Annotated in this window: 15 protein-coding genes; 2 read left to right on the top strand and 13 right to left on the bottom strand. The window is 66.1% G+C overall.

Annotated features, from left to right (window positions below; genetic code table 11):
• Positions 1–20: 20 nt before the first annotated feature.
• The 6 genes from sucB to ACTJI4_RS10675 all read right to left on the bottom strand — a co-directional run bounded on the left by sucB (position 21) and on the right by ACTJI4_RS10675 (position 9,456).
• Complete coding sequence (gene sucB, locus ACTJI4_RS10650) at positions 21–1,223, bottom strand: dihydrolipoyllysine-residue succinyltransferase (RefSeq protein WP_440869330.1); 1,203 nt, start codon at positions 1,221–1,223, stop codon at positions 21–23.
• A gap of 42 nt (positions 1,224–1,265) precedes the next feature.
• Positions 1,266–4,097, bottom strand: coding sequence for a 2-oxoglutarate dehydrogenase E1 component (locus ACTJI4_RS10655; RefSeq protein ID WP_440869331.1), 2,832 nt, complete (start codon positions 4,095–4,097; stop codon positions 1,266–1,268).
• A 184-nt stretch (positions 4,098–4,281) separates the two neighbouring features.
• Positions 4,282–4,806 (bottom strand): hypothetical protein, encoded by a 525-nt coding sequence (locus ACTJI4_RS10660; protein ID WP_440869332.1) that lies wholly within the window; start codon positions 4,804–4,806, stop codon positions 4,282–4,284.
• 1 nt (position 4,807) lies between these two features.
• Complete coding sequence (locus tag ACTJI4_RS10665) at positions 4,808–6,241, bottom strand: ribosomal protein uL16 3-hydroxylase (protein WP_440869333.1); 1,434 nt, start codon at positions 6,239–6,241, stop codon at positions 4,808–4,810.
• 477 nt (positions 6,242–6,718) lie between these two features.
• The gene (gene purB, locus ACTJI4_RS10670) at positions 6,719–8,086 is read right to left on the bottom strand and encodes an adenylosuccinate lyase (RefSeq protein ID WP_440869334.1); all 1,368 of its coding nucleotides are present in this window, start codon (positions 8,084–8,086) and stop codon (positions 6,719–6,721) included.
• Positions 8,087–8,121: 35 nt separating this feature from the next.
• Complete coding sequence (locus ACTJI4_RS10675) at positions 8,122–9,456, bottom strand: hemolysin family protein (protein WP_392921547.1); 1,335 nt, start codon at positions 9,454–9,456, stop codon at positions 8,122–8,124.
• A gap of 320 nt (positions 9,457–9,776) precedes the next feature.
• Here ACTJI4_RS10675 and ACTJI4_RS10680 point away from each other — a divergent pair, with 320 nt between their 5' ends.
• Complete coding sequence (locus ACTJI4_RS10680; RefSeq protein WP_392921550.1) at positions 9,777–11,189, top strand: class II fumarate hydratase; 1,413 nt, start codon at positions 9,777–9,779, stop codon at positions 11,187–11,189.
• Between the two features lie 274 nt (positions 11,190–11,463).
• Here ACTJI4_RS10680 and ACTJI4_RS10685 read toward each other — a convergent pair whose 3' ends face one another.
• The 7 genes from ACTJI4_RS10685 to ACTJI4_RS10715 all read right to left on the bottom strand — a co-directional run bounded on the left by ACTJI4_RS10685 (position 11,464) and on the right by ACTJI4_RS10715 (position 16,013).
• Entirely contained in the window at positions 11,464–11,889 is a 426-nt protein-coding gene (locus ACTJI4_RS10685) for a hypothetical protein (protein ID WP_440869335.1), read from the bottom strand.
• A gap of 92 nt (positions 11,890–11,981) precedes the next feature.
• Complete coding sequence (locus ACTJI4_RS10690) at positions 11,982–12,569, bottom strand: DUF2884 family protein (RefSeq protein ID WP_440869336.1); 588 nt, start codon at positions 12,567–12,569, stop codon at positions 11,982–11,984.
• Positions 12,570–12,582: 13 nt separating this feature from the next.
• Positions 12,583–13,470: a GIN domain-containing protein gene (locus ACTJI4_RS10695; RefSeq protein WP_392921559.1), complete on the bottom strand. Its 888-nt coding sequence runs from the start codon at positions 13,468–13,470 to the stop codon at positions 12,583–12,585.
• A gap of 26 nt (positions 13,471–13,496) precedes the next feature.
• Entirely contained in the window at positions 13,497–14,528 is a 1,032-nt protein-coding gene (locus ACTJI4_RS10700) for an ABC-2 transporter permease (protein WP_392921562.1), read from the bottom strand.
• Positions 14,525–15,400 (bottom strand): ABC transporter ATP-binding protein, encoded by an 876-nt coding sequence (locus tag ACTJI4_RS10705; protein WP_392921565.1) that lies wholly within the window; start codon positions 15,398–15,400, stop codon positions 14,525–14,527. Before ACTJI4_RS10705 ends, ACTJI4_RS10700 begins: the two co-directional genes overlap by 4 nt.
• Complete coding sequence (locus ACTJI4_RS10710; RefSeq protein ID WP_392921568.1) at positions 15,397–15,759, bottom strand: GntR family transcriptional regulator; 363 nt, start codon at positions 15,757–15,759, stop codon at positions 15,397–15,399. Before ACTJI4_RS10710 ends, ACTJI4_RS10705 begins: the two co-directional genes overlap by 4 nt.
• A gap of 2 nt (positions 15,760–15,761) precedes the next feature.
• Entirely contained in the window at positions 15,762–16,013 is a 252-nt protein-coding gene (locus ACTJI4_RS10715; RefSeq protein ID WP_392921571.1) for a hypothetical protein, read from the bottom strand.
• Positions 16,014–16,358: 345 nt separating this feature from the next.
• On the opposite strand from ACTJI4_RS10715, the gene ACTJI4_RS10720 reads away from it, so the two are divergent.
• Positions 16,359–16,970 carry a glutathione peroxidase gene (locus ACTJI4_RS10720; protein ID WP_392921573.1) on the top strand — a complete coding sequence of 204 codons (612 nt, stop codon included), beginning with the start codon at positions 16,359–16,361 and terminating at the stop codon, positions 16,968–16,970.
• Positions 16,971–16,999 lie beyond the last annotated feature (29 nt).

Consider the following 16,999-nt stretch of genomic DNA (forward strand, 5'->3'; position numbering starts at 1 on the left):
GCGCGGAGGGGCGGGAGGTCTTACAGGCCGAACAGCATGCGGCCCGGGTTTTCCAGCTGGTTCTTGATGTCCACCAGGAACTGCACCGAATCCTTGCCGTCGATGATGCGGTGGTCATAGGACAGCGCCAGGTACATCATCGGCGCGATCACGACCTGGCCGTTCTGGGCGATCGGACGCTCCTTGATCGCGTGCATGCCCAGGATGGCGCTCTGCGGCGGGTTGATGATCGGGGTGGACAGCAGCGAACCGAAGGTGCCGCCGTTGGTCACGGTGAAGGTGCCGCCCTGCAGTTCTTCCAGGCTCAGCTTGCCGTCACGGGCCTTCTTGGCGTAGTCGGCGATGGTCTTTTCGATGTCGGCGAACGACATGCGCTCGACGTTGCGCAGCACCGGCGTGACCAGGCCCTTTTCGGTCGAGACCGCGATGGAGATGTCCGAGTAGCCGTGGTAGATGATGTCGTCGCCGTCGATCGAGGCGTTGACCAGCGGGAAGCGCTGCAGCGCGTTGGCGGCGGCCTTCACGAAGAAGCTCATGAAGCCCAGCTTGATGCCGTGGGCCTTGACGAACTCGTCCTGCAGGTCCTTGCGCGCAGCCGACACCTTGGACAGGTCGACTTCGTTGAAGGTGGTCAGCATGGCGGTGGAGTTCTTGGACTCCATCAGGCGTTCGGCGATGCGCTTGCGGATGCGGGTCATCGGCACGCGTTCTTCCGGACGTGCGCCACCGGCCTTGCCGGCACCGCCGTTGCGGGCGAAGTTGACGATGTCTTCCTTGGTCACCGCGCCGCGACGGCCGGTGCCGTCCACATCGGCCGGGTTCACCCCTTCGGTGATCGCGGTGAAGCGCGCGCCCGGGGGCAGGGCATCGGCAGCGGACTTCGCGGCCGGGGCCGGCGCGGCAGCAGCGGCCGGGGCAGCAGCCGGAGCCGGAGCGGCAGCCGCCGGCTTGGCTTCAGCCGCCGGGGCCGGAGCCGCAGCAGCGGCGCCTTCTTCGATGATCGCCACGACCTGGCTCGAGGTCACGGTGGCGCCGACCTCGAACTTGATTTCCTTCAGCACGCCATCAACCGGCGACGGCACTTCCAGCACGACCTTGTCGGTTTCCAGGTCGAGCAGGTTTTCGTCACGCTTGACGGCATCGCCGACCTTCTTGTGCCAGGTGGCGATGGTGCCGTCGGCGACGGATTCGGGCAGTACCGGGGCTTTGACTTCGGTGGCCATGCGGGGGCTTCCTGGTTTGTCTTTTCTGGAATGAGGGGAAAGTTATTCAGCGACCGCGTCGTTGAACGGGTTGACCAGTGCATCGGCGACCAGCTTCTGCTGCTCGATGATGTGGTCGGCCATGTGACCGGCAGCCGGCGAGGCGGACCGGGCGCGACCGGCGTAGTGCAGGCTCTGGCCATCGGCCAGGCAGAACTGCAGGTGGTGGCGGATCTGGTACCACGCGCCCTGGTTCTGCGGTTCTTCCTGCGTCCACACCACGTCGGTGGCCTTGCCGTACTTTTTCAGTTCGGCCGCCAGCAGCGCGCGCGGGAACGGGTACAGCTGTTCCACGCGGATGATGGCAACGTCGTCCTGGCCGCGCTTGGTCTGGTCTTCCAGCAGGTCGTAGTAGACCTTGCCCGAGCACAGCACCACGCGCTTGACCTTCTTCGCCTCCGCCTTGGCATCGCCGATCAGGTGCTGGAATTCGCCGTTGGCCAGCTCGTCCAGGGTCGACACGGCCAGCTTGTGGCGCAGCAGCGACTTGGGCGACATCACCACCAGCGGCTTGCGGGTGGTGAGGTGCAGCTGGCGGCGCAGCATGTGGAACGCCTGCGCCGGGGTCGACGGGACCACCACCAGCATGTTTTCCAGCGCGCACAGCTGCAGGAACCGCTCCAGGCGTGCCGAGCTGTGTTCCGGGCCTTGCCCTTCATACCCGTGCGGCAACAGCAGGGTAAGGCCGGAGATACGGCCCCACTTGGCTTCGCCGGCCGCGATGAACTGGTCGATCACCACCTGGGCGCCGTTGGCGAAATCGCCGAACTGGCCTTCCCAGATGCACAGGGTGTTGGGATCGGTGGTCGAGAACCCGTACTCATAGGCCATTACCGCTTCTTCGCTGAGCAGCGAATCAATGACGGTGGCCTTTTCCGGCGAATCCACCAGCTGACGCAGCGGCAGGTAGTAGTTGTCGGTCTTCTGGTCGTGCAGGATCGCGTGGCGGTGGGTGAACGTACCGCGGCCGACGTCCTGTCCGACCAGGCGCAGCGCGTGGCCTTCGTCGAGCAGGGTGGCGTAGGCGAGGTTCTCGGCAAAGCCCCAGTCGCCCGGGATCTCGCCGGCGGCCATCTTGCGGCGGTCGTCGTATACCTTGGCCACGCGTGAGTGCAGTTCCACTTCGGCCGGCACGGTGTTGATCAGCTCGGCCAGCTGCTTCAGCTTCGCCGGGTCCACCTTGGTGGAGACCGGGTCGGACAGCTTGCCTTCCAGCAGCTTGGGCCAATCGACAAACAGCGCGCTGCTGGGCGGCGTCTTCTCGACCGTGGCCAGTTCGGTGGTGACTTCACCGGCGTCCAGCTTCTCGCGGTAGGCATCGACCATCGCCTTGCCGGCACCGGCGGCGATCACGCCGGCCTGTTCCAGCTGCGCGGCGTACAGCTCGCGGGTGGTCTGGTGCTTGCGGATCACCTGGTACATCAGCGGCTGGGTGATCGCCGGTTCGTCGGCCTCGTTGTGGCCCCAACGGCGATAGCACATCAGGTCGATGACCACGTCCTTGGCGAACTTCTGGCGGAACTCGAAGGCCAGCTTCGCGGCGAACACCACGGCCTCGGGATCGTCACCGTTCACGTGCAGCACGGGCGCGGCGATCATCTTGGCGACGTCGGTGGCGTAACGGGTCGAGCGGGTGTCTTCCGGGTTCGAGGTCGTGAAGCCCACCTGGTTGTTGACCACGATGTGCACGGTGCCACCGACGGCGAAGCCGCGGGCCTGCGACATCTGGAACAGTTCCATGACCACGCCCTGGCCGGAGAAGGCCGCGTCGCCGTGGATCAGGATCGGCATGACCTGCTTGCGGGCAGTGTCCTTGCGGCGCTCCTGGCGCGAACGCACCGAACCGGCCACGACCGGGTCGGCGATTTCCAGGTGCGACGGGTTGAACGCCAGCGCCAGGTGGACCGGGCCACCGTCGGTGGCCACGTCGGCCGAGAAGCCCATGTGGTACTTCACGTCGCCGGCGGAGGCGTGCTCGTCGTGCTCGAACTTGCCTTCGAACTCGTCAAACAGCTTGCGCGGGTTCTTGCCGAGGGTGTTGACCAGCACGTTGAGGCGGCCGCGGTGGGCCATGCCGATCACCACGTCCTTGACGCCATCCTTGCCGGCGTCACGGATGATGGTATCCATCATCGGGATCAGCGAATCGCCGCCTTCGAGCGAGAAGCGCTTCTGGCCGACGTACTTGGTATGCAGGTAGCGTTCCAGGCCTTCGGCGGCGGTCAGGCGCTCCAGCGTGCGGCGCTGGGTATCCGCGTCCAGGCTGTAGTTGCCACCGGCCAGTTCCAGGCGCTGGTAGATCCACTGGCGCTGCTCGACCTCGGAAATGTGCATGAATTCCGCACCGATCGAGCCGGTGTAGGTCTTCTTCAGACGCTCCAGCAGGTCGCGCAGCTTCATCCGCGGCTGGCCACCGACACCGCCGGTGCTGAACTCGGCGTTGAGGTCACCTTCCGACAGGCTGTGGAACGGCAGGCCAAGGTCCGGCGAATTGACCGCCTGGGCCAGGCCCAGCGGGTCCAGGCGGGCATCCAGGTGGCCGCGCGAACGGTACGCGGTGATCAGGCGACCGACATTGCGCTCACGTTCGTCGCTGGCACCGGAGTTGCCGCCGCCCTTGACGGCGTTCTTGGCAGCGTCGGCGATATGGGCGATGACGGCCGAATGCGGAATGTCACCGGCTTCGCGGCCCTTGAAGCCGTCGAAGTAGGTCTTCCATTTGGGATCGACACTGTCCGGAGAAACGAGGTACTGCTCGTACAGATCCTCGATATAGGAGGCGTTGCCGCCGGCGAGCTGCGAAGACTGCGCAAACTGCTTCAGTAGATTGTCCACGATGGAGGGTCGGATTCGCTTGTGGGGTAAGGCTTCGATGATCCGGCAGGGAAAATGAATAGCCCTGCACGGGCGGTATCTAACGGTCCAAATTGTACCCCCATCGAGACAGGAAGGGGCACCGGAACGGCCCGCGGCGGGGCCGTGGTGTCATTCCCAGACAGGTTCGGGGCCGGGAAGTGGACTACAGGCCGAGCGCGCGCAGTTCGCTGCAATCGCGCGAACGTTCCCATACGCGCTGTAAACCGTCCTGCAACGGTCGCGAACGTGCCGGCATGGCAAGCCCGGCTTCGCCGTCGAAGCGCAGCCCACTCAGACGAAAGTAGTAGTCGCCGGCATCGTTGAGCAGGCAGGCCGAAGCCAGGGCGCGGTCAATCGGGTCGGTCACCTGGCGCACGCGGAACACGGTGGGCAGGCGCTGGACCAGGCCCAGGAGGGGTGAGCCAGCCTGGGCGATCGCCGTGGCGTCGTGGACGATCAGATGCACCTGTTTGTCGTGGCGGGCGGTGGCGAAGCGGCGCAGCGCCTCCAGCACCGGTGGTGCATCGAGCAGGCCGGGGTCGAGCACGCGGCTGTGCAGCCACAGCTGGCGGCGGGCGCGATCAACCAGGGCGGTGGTGATGGCCACCGCCTCGTCGGCGGTGTCGATGGCGACCGCGCCGCCCGGCACGCGGCGCATGTGCGGGTCGGCGCTGCCGGGCCCGGTCATGTCAGGAGCCGGCGCCGCCGTCGGGGGTGCCGACGGCCTGGTCGTCGTCGCTGTCATCGGCGTCGTCGAAATCGACGATCACTTCGACGCCGTCGTCGTGGATGGTCACTTCGTGCACGTTGGCCTCGACATCTTCATCCTCGACGACCTCGACCGTTTCGGTGGCGTCGAGGATTTCGTATCCGGCCACCGCGTCGTCCCCGTACTCGTCTTCGTCGTCGAACGCGTCGCCGTCGAGCAGCTGGTAATAGCCACCGGCCACCAGCGCGTGCAGGGCGTCGCGGCCCTTGGCCGAGAGCTTCTGGTACAGGGCGCCACCGACCTGTTCGGCGGCGGCCAGGGTCTGGGCGTCCTTCACCGGCAGGGCGAATTCGAGGCCGCTGCAGTACAGGCTGGCGCCGCGCTTGGCCCGGCGCCAGGCCAGGCGGGCCCACGGGTGGCGGCCGAGCTCGATACCTTCGGCCAGGGCGGCTTCGATGTCTTCGCGCGGGAGCGGTTCGCCGGAAGCGACCACGTCACCGGCGGCGCGGTAGGTGGTGATGAAGCGGCCGAACCAGTCGCCGAGGCGGTCGGGGTCGTTCATGCGGATGGCGTTGAGGGCCTGGACCACGCGGCCCATGGCCACGGCGTCGATTTCGTTGGGGTCTTCGGGCACCTTCAGGTCCGGGTCCTGGTAGCGGATGGCCTCGTCGGCATCCATGATCAGGGTGTCCAGGTAGTCGCTGATCAGCTCGGCGGAGGCGGGGGCGCGCATGCCGAAGGAGAAGGTCAGGCAGGGGTCTTCGGCGACGCCGTTGTGGGGGACGTTGGGCGGCAGGTACAGCATGTCGCCGGGTTCGAGCACCCAGTCGTGGGTGGGCTTGAAGCGGCGCAGCAGCTTGAGTTCGACGTCGTTGCGGAAATCCAGCGGGGGGCGCTTGCCCTTGGTGGATTCGCTGGCGTCGATCTGCCAGCGGCGGTGGCCGTAGGCCTGCAGCAGGAACACGTCGTACTGGTCGACGTGGGCGCCGACCGAGCCGCCGGTGGCGGCGAAGCTGATCATCACATCGTCCATGCGCCAGCGCGGCAGGAAGTCGAAGTGGCTGATCAGGGCACGCACATCCGGGTCCCACTTGTCGACGTCCTGGACCAGCAGGGTCCAGTCGTGATCAGGCATGCCGGGGAATTCTTCTTCCTGGAACGGGCCGGTGCGCACGGACCAGCCGTCGGTGGCGCGGTCGTGGCTGATCAGGCGGGCAAGGGCGGTTTCCTCGCAGGCCAGGCCCGCCAGGTCTTCGGGCTGGAGCGGGGTTTCAAAATCGGGGAAGGCGCCGCGGATCAGCAGCGGGCGCTTCTGCCAGTAGTCGCGCAGGAAGGTCGCGGCGGGCATGCCCAGCGGCAGGCCGGGGCGGGCCTGGACTTCGATGACGGGGGTTTTGGTCTTGCGCACAGCCATGGGGGGAATCCTTGCAGCGTCGAGGCGGGATACCCGGCTATTGTCTGCTGGTTCCGTGTCATGTGCACCTGCGTTGGGTTGTCGCGGAGAGCGCAGGCGCTTCGGGATATATGTGCAGTAAGGCCGGCGGGCAGTCCCCTACGGGACACGCCGTGAACCCGTCCATGGGGGTTTGGCAAAAACATCCATGTTTTTGACAGTCCCTACGGGGACTGCCCGCCGGCCTTCCCCGACAGTGCGTCGCGCTGGGCGGACGGAAGAGCGGCGACGCAGGGCGTCGCTCTACGTTGCACGATGGCCTGACGTAACGGTGTGGGGCATTGGCACACCGCCGGTAGGGTTGGGTCCCAAGCAACTGCCGTGAACCTGTCTGCGCCCGGTGACGCATTGAAATGACCGACATGGCGGTGCGCCAAACGAAAACGGGGCGCCGGAATTGCCGACGCCCCGTCTGGGGGCACTGCTTTGTTTCGCGAATCAAATCGCCTTGGCCAAACCCGCCGCCAGGCCGATGTAGCCGCCCGGGGTCAATTCGCGCAGGTTCTGCTTGGCGTCTTCCGGCAGGTCCAGCGATTCCACGAATGCCTTCATCGACTCGGCGGTGATGCCCTGGCCACGGGTCAGGGCCTTGAGCTGTTCGTACGGGTTCGGCAGGCCATGACGGCGCATCACCGTCTGCACGGCTTCGGCCAGCACTTCCCACGCGGCGTCCAGGTCGGCGTTGAGGCGTTCGGGGTTCACGGTCAGCTTGCCCAGCCCCTTGGCCAGCGAGTCCAACGCGACCTGGCTGTGGCCGAAGGCGGTGCCCACCGCGCGCAGCACGGTGGAGTCGGTGAGGTCGCGCTGCCAGCGGCTGATCGGCAGCTTGGCGCTGAAGTGTTCGAACAGGGCGTTGGCGATGCCGAAGTTGCCTTCAGCGTTCTCGAAGTCGATCGGGTTGACCTTGTGCGGCATGGTCGAGGAGCCGACTTCGCCCTCCTTGAGCTTCTGCTTGAAGTAGCCGAGCGAGATGTAGCCCCAGATGTCGCGGGCCAGGTCGATCAGGATGATGTTGGCGCGGCGGGCGGCGTCGCCGATTTCGGCGATGTTGTCGTGCGGCTCGATCTGGGTGGTGTAGGGGTTGAACACCAGGCCCAGGCTTTCGACGAAGCGCTTGGCGAAGGCCGGCCAGTCCACGTCGGGGTAGGCGATGGCGTGGGCGTTGTAGTTGCCCACCGCGCCGTTGATCTTGCCGGTCAGCTCGACCGCGGCGATCTGGCGGCGCTGGCGCTCGAGGCGGGCGACCACGTTGGCCACTTCCTTGCCCAGGGTAGTGGGCGAGGCGGTCTGGCCGTGGGTGCGCGACAGCATCGGCTGTTCGGCCTGGGCATGGGCCAGGGCGCGCAGGCGGGCGGCGATGTCGTCCAGCGACGGCAGCAGCACGGTGCGGCGGGCTTCTTCCAGCATCAGGCCGTAGCTGAGGTTGTTGATGTCTTCGCTGGTGCAGGCGAAATGCACGAATTCCAGGGCCGGGGCCAGCTCGGCGTCGTCCTTCAGCTGCTCCTTGATGAAGTACTCCACGGCCTTGACGTCGTGGTTGGTGGTGCGCTCGATTTCCTTGACGCGCGCGGCGTGGGCCGGGGCGAAATCATCGGCCAGGGCGCGCAGGCGCGCGGCGGCAGCGGCCGGGAACGGCGCCAGCTCGGCGATGCCCGGTTCGTTGGCCAGGGCCAGCAGCCACTCCACTTCGACCTTCACGCGGGCCTTGATCAGGCCGTATTCGGAGAAGATCGGGCGCAGGGCGTCGACCTTGCCGGCATAGCGGCCATCAAGCGGGGACAGGGCGAGCAGGGCGAATTCGGACATGGCGGGCGCAGGCAATGACGGCGGGGGCCGTCATTCTACGCTGCCCCGGGGTCGTCGTCGGCCTCTTCGGGCGCCAGCCGTACGGTGACCGCCTGGATCCGGTGGCCGGCCATGCGCTTGACGGTGAACAGCTGGCCATCGATGCGCACGTCCTCGCCTTCCTCGGGCAGGCGCTGCAGCTGGTGCACGATCAGCCCACCCACCGAATTGAGGTGCTCGGGCGCGGCCAGGTCACGCCCCAGCAGGCGTTCGAGGCGGAAGATGGAGGTGGAGCCAGCCACCAGCAGGCTGCCGTCGGCGCCGCGGGTGGGGGCGTCCTTGACCACGTGCGGATGCTCGTCCTCGATATCGCCGACCACCACCTCCAGCAGATCTTCCAGGGTGAAATAGCCCAGGATGCGGCCATGTTCCTCGACGCACAGGGCCATGTGCGTGGTGCCGGTGCGGAAGCGTTCCAGCACGGCGGTGACCGGGGTTTCCAGCGCGATCAGGTTGGCCGGGCGCAGCAGGGCGCGCAGGTCGTCGGTGGGCTGGCCGCGGGCGATCTCCACCAGCAGGTCCTTCATGTGCAGGATGCCCAGTACTTCTTCGCCATCGGCGTCGAACCACGGGTAGCGGCTGTAGCGGCTTTCGGCGAATTCGGCCATGACCGCGGCCAGGCTCATGCCCTGGCGGAACACGCGCATGTGTTCGCGCGGGCGCATCAGGTCGCCGGCCACCAGTTCGGGCAGCTCGAGTGCGTGGCTCATCAGCGTCAGGTCCTGGTCCGGCGCGCCGGCGCCGGGCTGTTGGCGCGCGACGATCAGCTTCAACTCTTCGCGGGAATAGCGGTGCGAGGTGTGTTCCACGTCGCCCCAGCCGGCCAGTCGCAGCAGTGCATTGGCGCTGTGGTTGAGCAGCCATATCGCCGGGAACATGGCCCAGTAGAACAGGTACAGCGGTGCAGCGGTCCACAGCGACATGGCTTCGGGCCTGCGGATCGCCATCGATTTCGGTGCCAGCTCACCCAACACGATGTGCAGGAACGAGATCAGGCTGAAGGCGATGATGAAGGCGGTCAGGCGTGCACCTTCCGGGCCCATGCCGAGCGCATCGAACAGCGGCTGCAGCAGGTGCGCGAACGCCGGCTCACCGACCCAGCCCAGGCCCAGCGAGGACAGCGTGATGCCCAGCTGGCAGGCCGAGAGGTAGGCGTCCAGGTGCGAATGCACGTTGAGCAGCAGGCGGCCACGCCAGCCGTGCCGGGCCGCAAGCCCCACGGCCTGGGTGTGGCGCAGTTTGACCAAGGCGAACTCGGCGGCCACGAAGAAGCCGTTGAGCACCACCAGGAACAAGGCCAGCAGCAGAAGCAGCAGGTTGCCGACGATCATGGCCGGCCCCGGCGGAAGATATAGGCAGGCCACGAAAGGAGCGGCGTAGCCGCGAGTAACGTCGCATGGCGACGGCCCCGAAGGGGGGCACGGCAAGGCCGGGCATACCGTTGGTCGTGGCGCGAACTACAGTGGGGGTCGTCGCCCATGGACGGAGGTGATGCCTGAATGAACACGAATTCCGAGTCTAGCCGATGCGGGCTGTGGTTGGGATTCACTCCCGCATGGGAGTATCGTGGCCGCAGCCGCCAGCCAGGGAATGAAGGCCCGTTGCCAGCCGCCGTTCCCTTTCCCAATTGAAAGAATCGCGGAGTAATGCAATGAGCAAGGGTTTCAGGACCGAGCACGACAGCATGGGCGAACTGCAGGTCCCTGCAGACGCGCTGTGGGGCGCACAGACGCAGCGCGCGGTGGACAACTTCCCGGTCTCGGGCCAACGCATGCCGCGCGGTTTCATCCGGGCGCTGGGCCTGGTGAAGGGGGCCGCGGCGGCGGTCAACGCCGAGCTGGGCCACTTGCCGAAAAATGTCGGCAAGGCGATCGAAGCTGCGGCAGACGAGGTGGCTGAAGGCCGCCACGACGCGCACTTCCCGATCGATATCTACCAGACCGGCTCGGGCACGTCGTCGAACATGAATGCCAACGAGGTCATCGCAACCCTGGCCAACCGTGCTGGCAAGGCGGGCAGGATCACGGTGCACCCCAACGACCACGTCAACCAGGGCCAGAGCTCCAACGATGTCATCCCGACGGCGCTGCGGGTATCGGCGCTGCTGGGCGTGCAGGAGCAGCTGCTGCCGGCGCTGGTGCACCTGCGCAAGACCATCGACAAGCGTGGCCGCGCGCTGCGCAAGGTGGTCAAGACCGGGCGCACGCACTTGATGGATGCGATGCCGCTGACCTTCGAACAGGAATTCGGCGCATGGTCGGCGCAGCTGTCGTCGGCGCAGGAACGCCTGGAGGACAGCCTGAAGCGGCTGCGCCGGCTGCCGCTGGGCGGCACGGCGATCGGCACCGGCATCAATGCGGACCCGCGCTTCGGCGAGCGGGTGGCCAAGCGCCTGAAGCAGCAGACCGGGGTGCGCTTTGACAGCGCGGAAAACAAGTTCGAAGGTCTTGCGGCGCAGGATGATGCGGTGGAACTGTCGGGGCAGCTCAATGCGCTGGCAGTGGCGCTGATCAAGATCGCCAACGACCTGCGCTGGATGAATGCCGGTCCGCTGGCGGGCCTGGGAGAGATCGAGCTGCCGGCGCTGCAGCCGGGGAGTTCGATCATGCCGGGCAAGGTCAATCCGGTGATTCCGGAAGCAACGGTGATGGTGTGCGCGCAGGTGATCGGGCACCACACGGCGATCACGGTGGCGGGGCAGACGGGCAACTTCCAGTTGAACGTGACGCTGCCGCTGATCGCGGCGAACCTGCTGGATGGCATCGGTCTGCTCTCCAACATCTCGCGGTTGCTGGCCGACACGGCCATCGCGGGGCTGAAGGTGCGCGAAGACCGCGTACGCGAGGCGCTGGGCCGCAACCCGATCCTGGTGACGGCGTTGAACCCGATCATCGGGTACGAAAAGGCCGCGGCAATCGCCAAGCGCGCGTACAAGGAGCAGCGGCCGGTGCTGGATGTGGCCAAGGAAGACAGCGGGTTGTCCGAAGCCGAGCTGCGCCGGTTGCTGGATCCTGCGGCGCTTACTGCTGGCGGCATTCATGCCGGTGGTGGTGGTGGTGGCTGAAAGCTAAGAGCGAAAAGCAGCGTTTCCATCTCTGCGAGTGGGGCGGCCGTCGGGCAGCCCCCTACGGGACACGCCGTAAATACATCCATGTAGGCTTGGCAAAAACATCCATGTTTTTGACAGTTCCTACGGAGGCTGCCCGCCGACCGCCCCGGACAGTGGGTCGTGTGCGGATGTAAACGGCAGACACGCATGGCGTGTCCCCCGCCGGCCCAAGCCAGAGACACGTGCAGACCAAGGCTTCGGCCTTTGACGTTGACGTTGACGTTCGAGATCAGCGCCGATCCGCCATCAAATTGTCGAACGTCTCGGTGTAATCCTTGAACTGCGGAATACGCGCGACCAGGTCCGGCGGGATCGGCTGCATGCCCGGCGGTACCTGGATCTTCACCGCGCGCTTGTCCGGGTCGTACGGGGCATCGGTGAGGGTGTTCTGGCGCAGCACCTGCAGCTGGCCGAACATCTGCTGCAGCAGCGCGTGCTGGCTGTCGTCGAGCGGAATTTCGATCTCGTCGATCTTCATGTGGCCGTTGGGCAGCACGATGATGTTCGGCGCCGGCGCGCGACGCACGGTGAGCATGCCGTCGCTGACGGTGATCTTCGGCTTGCCGCGCTCGGCGCGGTGGTTGCGGTATTCCTGGTCGCAGCCGGTGGCGGCAAGGCAGAACAGGGCCAACAGCAGGAGGTACAGCTTCTTCATGGCCGGCAGTGCACAAAAAAGGGGAGGGCTAGTGTAGCCCTCCCCCCGTGCAGCGGGTCTGACTGCGACCGGATGTCGCAGGTGCCGCTGGCTCAGCTGTGGCAGTCGTCGATGTCGCTCTGGTCCATGGTGGCGTAGGGCTGGAACGCCGGCAGCGCCGCCGCCAGCGCGTGCTGCTTGGCCATCATCGTCGGCAGCAGCTCGCACAGCTGCTTGGCGCTGGCTTCGATCTTGGCCGCTTCGGCGTTCACCCGCTCCTCGATGCCCTGGGTGTCGCCGGAGAACACGCCGCGCAGGGCCTCGCCGGCGGCCTTCACGCCCAGGCTGGCACCGGCCACGCCGATGTCCATGCCTGCGCCCGCCAGCGTTTCCACCTGCTTGCGGTAGTCCAGCAGCAGCGCCCGCTGCTGGGCATCGATGGTGACCGCCTTGCCGTTGATCAGCAGGTCTCCCTGCGGCGTGATCTCGGCCTTGTCGTTCTGGTCGTTGGAAATCTTGATGTTGCCCTGGGCGATTTCCACCCGCGCCTTGTCGGTAGCGTCCTTGACCTTCTTTCCAATCGAATCGGCATCCACCACCGGCTTGCCGGTGGAGGGATCGGTCCGGTTCGAATCGGTGTTGTTGCAGGCCGCCAACGGCAGGCACAGCAGCAGGGTGGGCAGCAGCAGTCGCAGGTTCATGGTCAGGCCTCCGTTATTTGCCGCGCGGCAGCTGGACCTTGCCGCCGACGCCTCTGTGGGTGATATCGCCGCTGCCGCTGTTGGCGACGGTCAGGTCACCGCTCACATCACGCACCGTCACATCCCCCGAGCCATGTCGTTCGACCGTGACGCTGCCACCGACGCCGTCGGCTTCAAAGTCGCCCGAGCCGATGTTGCCCAGACTTACACTGCCTTTGACCTGGCGCAGGTCCACGTCGCCGGAACCGACCGTCTTGATGTCGACGTTGCCCGCGACGCCATCCAGGGTCAGATCGCCCGAACCGATCGTGCCGACCGTGGCTTTGCCCCGCAGGTTGCGGGCGTTGAAGTCGCCCGAACCGACCGACAGCAGGTTCAGCCCACCGGCACCATCGAGCTCGACATCGCCCGAGCCGATCGCGGCGGTCACCAGCCCCTTGATCTCGCGCAGCTTGATGTCACCCGAGCCGACGTCGGCACTGAGCGAATGCGCTCCGGTCACGCTGGCATCGCCGGAACCGACCTTCATCTGCACCAGCACGTTGTCCGGGAGGGTGCCGCGCAGGTCCAGGTAGGCGTAGCTGTTGCCGCTCATGTTCCAGCTCAGCCCCTGGTTCTCGCGCTGCAGCTTCACCACCAGCTTGTCGCCGACCTTCTGCTGGGTCACGGTCAGCTGTGGCAGCCAGTCTGCATTCGAAGCGCAGGCACGTCCGCCGAGCTGGGCAGCGCCGGGACCGGCCTGCAGTACCAGGTCATGCTGGTTGACCTCGAACACGATCGCCTTGGCCCCGGCCACGTCGAGCTTGAGATCGCGCGGGGCATTGAATTTGCACTGGGGCTCATCGGCCAGTGCAGTCAGCGGCAGCAACAGCAGGGAAGCAACGGCTAGGGTGCGGATCATGGCGGAATTCCTCGACGACGTCAGGGTCAGATTTCGCCGGCGCGGCGGCGCAGGCGGATGGCGATGATGATGAACACGACACCGGCAACCGCGCCGATCCAGAGCTCGGGCAGGGCCAGCGCGGCCAGCTGGCTGGCCGGCGACAGCGCCGCGGCCACGTTGTCGCTGTCGCGCATCACCGATTGCAGCTGGTCGGTGCGGTAGAACAGGTCACTGCCCGGCAGCGTGCCCAGCAGCAGGCGACCCACGATGTGCTGCCAGAACCAGCCGCTTGTCATGTCGAACAGGGTCATGATGCGCGTGGTGCTGACGATGATGCCGGCGAACAGTGGCAGCATCACCGCCCACAGGAACGGCTTGGACTTGGCCCAGGCCGACCACATCAGCAGCCAGCCCACGGTCGGCAGCGCCCACAGCAGGTACACCGGCAGCCAGGACAGGTGACTGGCCACGAAGGCCAGCGGACTGGCGGGGCCCCAGATCAGGGTCAGCGGATTGCCGCCGTGGGTCAGCACGACGACCGAGAGAATCGCCATGAAGCCGAACATGGTCAGTACCGACGCGATCACCGCGATGACCGGGGCCACCAGCAGCGCACTGAGCGCCTTGGACAGCACGGTCTGGGTGTCCGACAGCGGCAGCGACTTCCAGAACAGGATGCTGCGGTCGCGGCGGTCGTCGTACAGCGCACCCAGGCAGTAGAAGAACACCACGAACGCCAGCACCACGAACGGCCACAGCGAGCTCAGCACCAGGGTGGCGTCCAGCGCATTGCCCAGCTCGGCCATGCCCTTGGCATCCATGTGGGCGGTCAGCAGCTTCAGGTCCAGCCCGTTGATGTTGATGTCGGTGTTGTCGATGTGCAGGTCGCCGCTCTGTGCGGCCCGGCGCAGGCCCCACAGGCCGAGCAGGATGCCGATCAGGCTCATCACCAGCGAGATGGCGCCGGCGATCAGCGGGGCCCACAGGAACCCGCCGCGGTTTTCCCAGTACTCGCGCTTGAGCAGCCACTTGAAGGTGCTGGCCTTGCTGATGGGGTGGAAGTGGACGGTGTTCATGCGTAGGTTCCCTTCATGATGGCCACGAACAGATCCGCCAGCCCCGGGCTGCGGATTTCGCCAAGCGGCGTGAGCTGGGCGCGCGGCACCCCGTCGAACAGCAGCACGGTCTTGCCGAACGGCAGGCTGCGCTCGTCGATCGGCTTGAGCGCACGCGCCGCCTCCAGCGTTTCGGCCGATACCAGTGCTTCGGTATAGCGCTCACCGACGTCCTCCATGTCGGTGGTGAGCACGATGCGGCCGTCGCGGATGAACATCACGTCGGTGAGAATGTGTTCGATCTCTTCCACCTGGTGGGTGGTCACGATGATCGTCTTCTGTTCGTCGAAATAGTCTTCCAGCAGGCGCTGGTAGAACTCCTTGCGGTACAGGATGTCCAGGCCCAGGGTGGGCTCGTCCAGCACCAGCACCTTGGCATCGATGGCCATCACCAGGGCCAGGTGCAGCTGCACGATCATGCCCTTGGACAGTTCGCGCACGCGCTGGCGCGGCTGCAGCTTGGTGGAGGCCAGGAAGCGTTCGCAGCGGGCGCGGTCGAAACGTGGGTGGACTCCGGCGACAAAGTCGATCGCTTCGCGCACCTTCATCCAGCGCGGCAACACCGCCACGTCGGCAATGAAGCACACATCATTCATGAGTGCATTGCGCTGCACGGTCGGGTCCAGGCCCAGCACGCTCAGTTCGCCCTCGACCTGGGTCAAGCCCAGCAGCGCCTTGAGCAGGGTGGTCTTGCCCGCCCCATTGGGGCCGATCAGGCCGGTGATCCGGCCCGGGGCGATGGTGAAGCTGGTGTTGTCCAGCGCGAGCGTGGATTTGTAGGCCTTGCGCAGGCCACGAGCGGAAATGACAACATCACTGGCAACGGCATTCATGAGGACTTCCCCTGGGGCAGCAAATCGTCGAGGTGCAGGCCCAGGCGCTGGATGCGCTCCAGGACCAGCGGCCATTCTTCGTTGAGGAAGCGGTCGCGCTCGCTGCTGCGCAGCTGCGTGGCCGCTTCTTCGGTCATGAACATGCCCAGCCCGCGGCGCTTCTCGACCAGGCCTTCATCGGCCAGTTCCTGGTAGGCGCGCGAAACGGTAATGGGATTGAGCTGGTACTCGGCGGCCACCTGTCGAACCGAAGGCAGCGCGTCGCCCGGCTTGATGATGCCGTCGAGCATCATGGCGATGACGCGTTCTTTCAGCTGACGGTAGATCGGAGCACCATCGCTCCATTGGATATCGCTCATGGTCAGCTCCGTGGGTTCAGCGACTGTGCGAATGAGAAGTAAGGCATGGACAGGGAGCTGTGCAGCCGGCGGGGGGGCGTGGGGGCGCCGTCGGCGTTCCCTGCCTGGATCACGCCTGCGTCCTGCGGGCCTTCAAACGCACCGGTGGCGGTCTCGCTGCCACGGTCACCGGCGGGGATGCTGAACCAGCCAAGCAACAGCAGCGCGGACGCAGCTGTCAGGGCTTTGGCGGAGTGGTGGCGCATGCGGTTCATGGGCTTCCCCTGCATCAGGTGACTGGTGTTGTATGCAACTATAACACCGGCACAGCCGAGTGCAATACCCGACATACCCCAACTGATGGCAGGGGGCATGACAGGACCGGACTGCGTAGCCCAACGCATTGATACTAAAGGAATCAATATCGGGTCAGAGAGGCCGGTCCGGTCCGCCAGCATTCAGCGGCGTGATGGCCGTGTGCGTCAATCGCCAGCAAATCGAACCCCGGTAGATGCCGACCGTTGGTCGGCACGCTCTCAACGCCCGCGGAAAACCCCCGGTGATATAGTCCGCCTGCCCCTGCAGAACAGGGTTTTCCAGCCTCTTTACCGGAGTTTCCAATGCCCCAGTCCCACCGCGCGATCTCCCCGTTCCATGCCACCCGGGCGCGCGCCCGCCGCTGGGGCACTGGGCTGCTGCTGCTGGTCGGTCTGCTGGGCGCCGGTTCCGCCTGCGCCGCCGATCTGCTGGACCTCAACTACCGCCCATTGGCTGGCAAGACCGAGGTGAACCTGGAGAAGCAGTACGGCGGCAAGGTGCTGCTGGTGGTCAATACCGCCAGCAAGTGCGGGTTCACCCCGCAGTACGAGGCGCTGGAAGGCCTGCAGACCCGGTACGCCGCGCGCGGCTTCTCGGTGCTGGGCTTCCCCTCCAATGACTTCAAGGGCCAGGAGCCCGGCAGCGAGGCCCAGATCCAGGAGTTCTGCACGCTTACTTATGGCGTGAAGTTCCCGATGTTCCAGAAGGTGCAGGTCACCGGCGCCGCAGCCACGCCGCTGTACCAGCGGCTGGCCGCCGCCACCGGTGTGGCACCGGGCTGGAATTTCCACAAATACCTGCTGTCGCGCGATGGTCGGGTGGTGGCGCAGTTCCCCAGCAAGGTCAAGCCTGACGACAAGGAACTGGTCGCGGCCATCGAACGCGAGCTGTCTGTGGCGCCTGCCAGACGCTGACATCCTCGACATCTCGCACGTGCGTGCGA

It is taken from the genome of Stenotrophomonas sp. 22385 (assembly GCF_052045085.1).
GTDB lineage: Bacteria > Pseudomonadota > Gammaproteobacteria > Xanthomonadales > Xanthomonadaceae > Stenotrophomonas.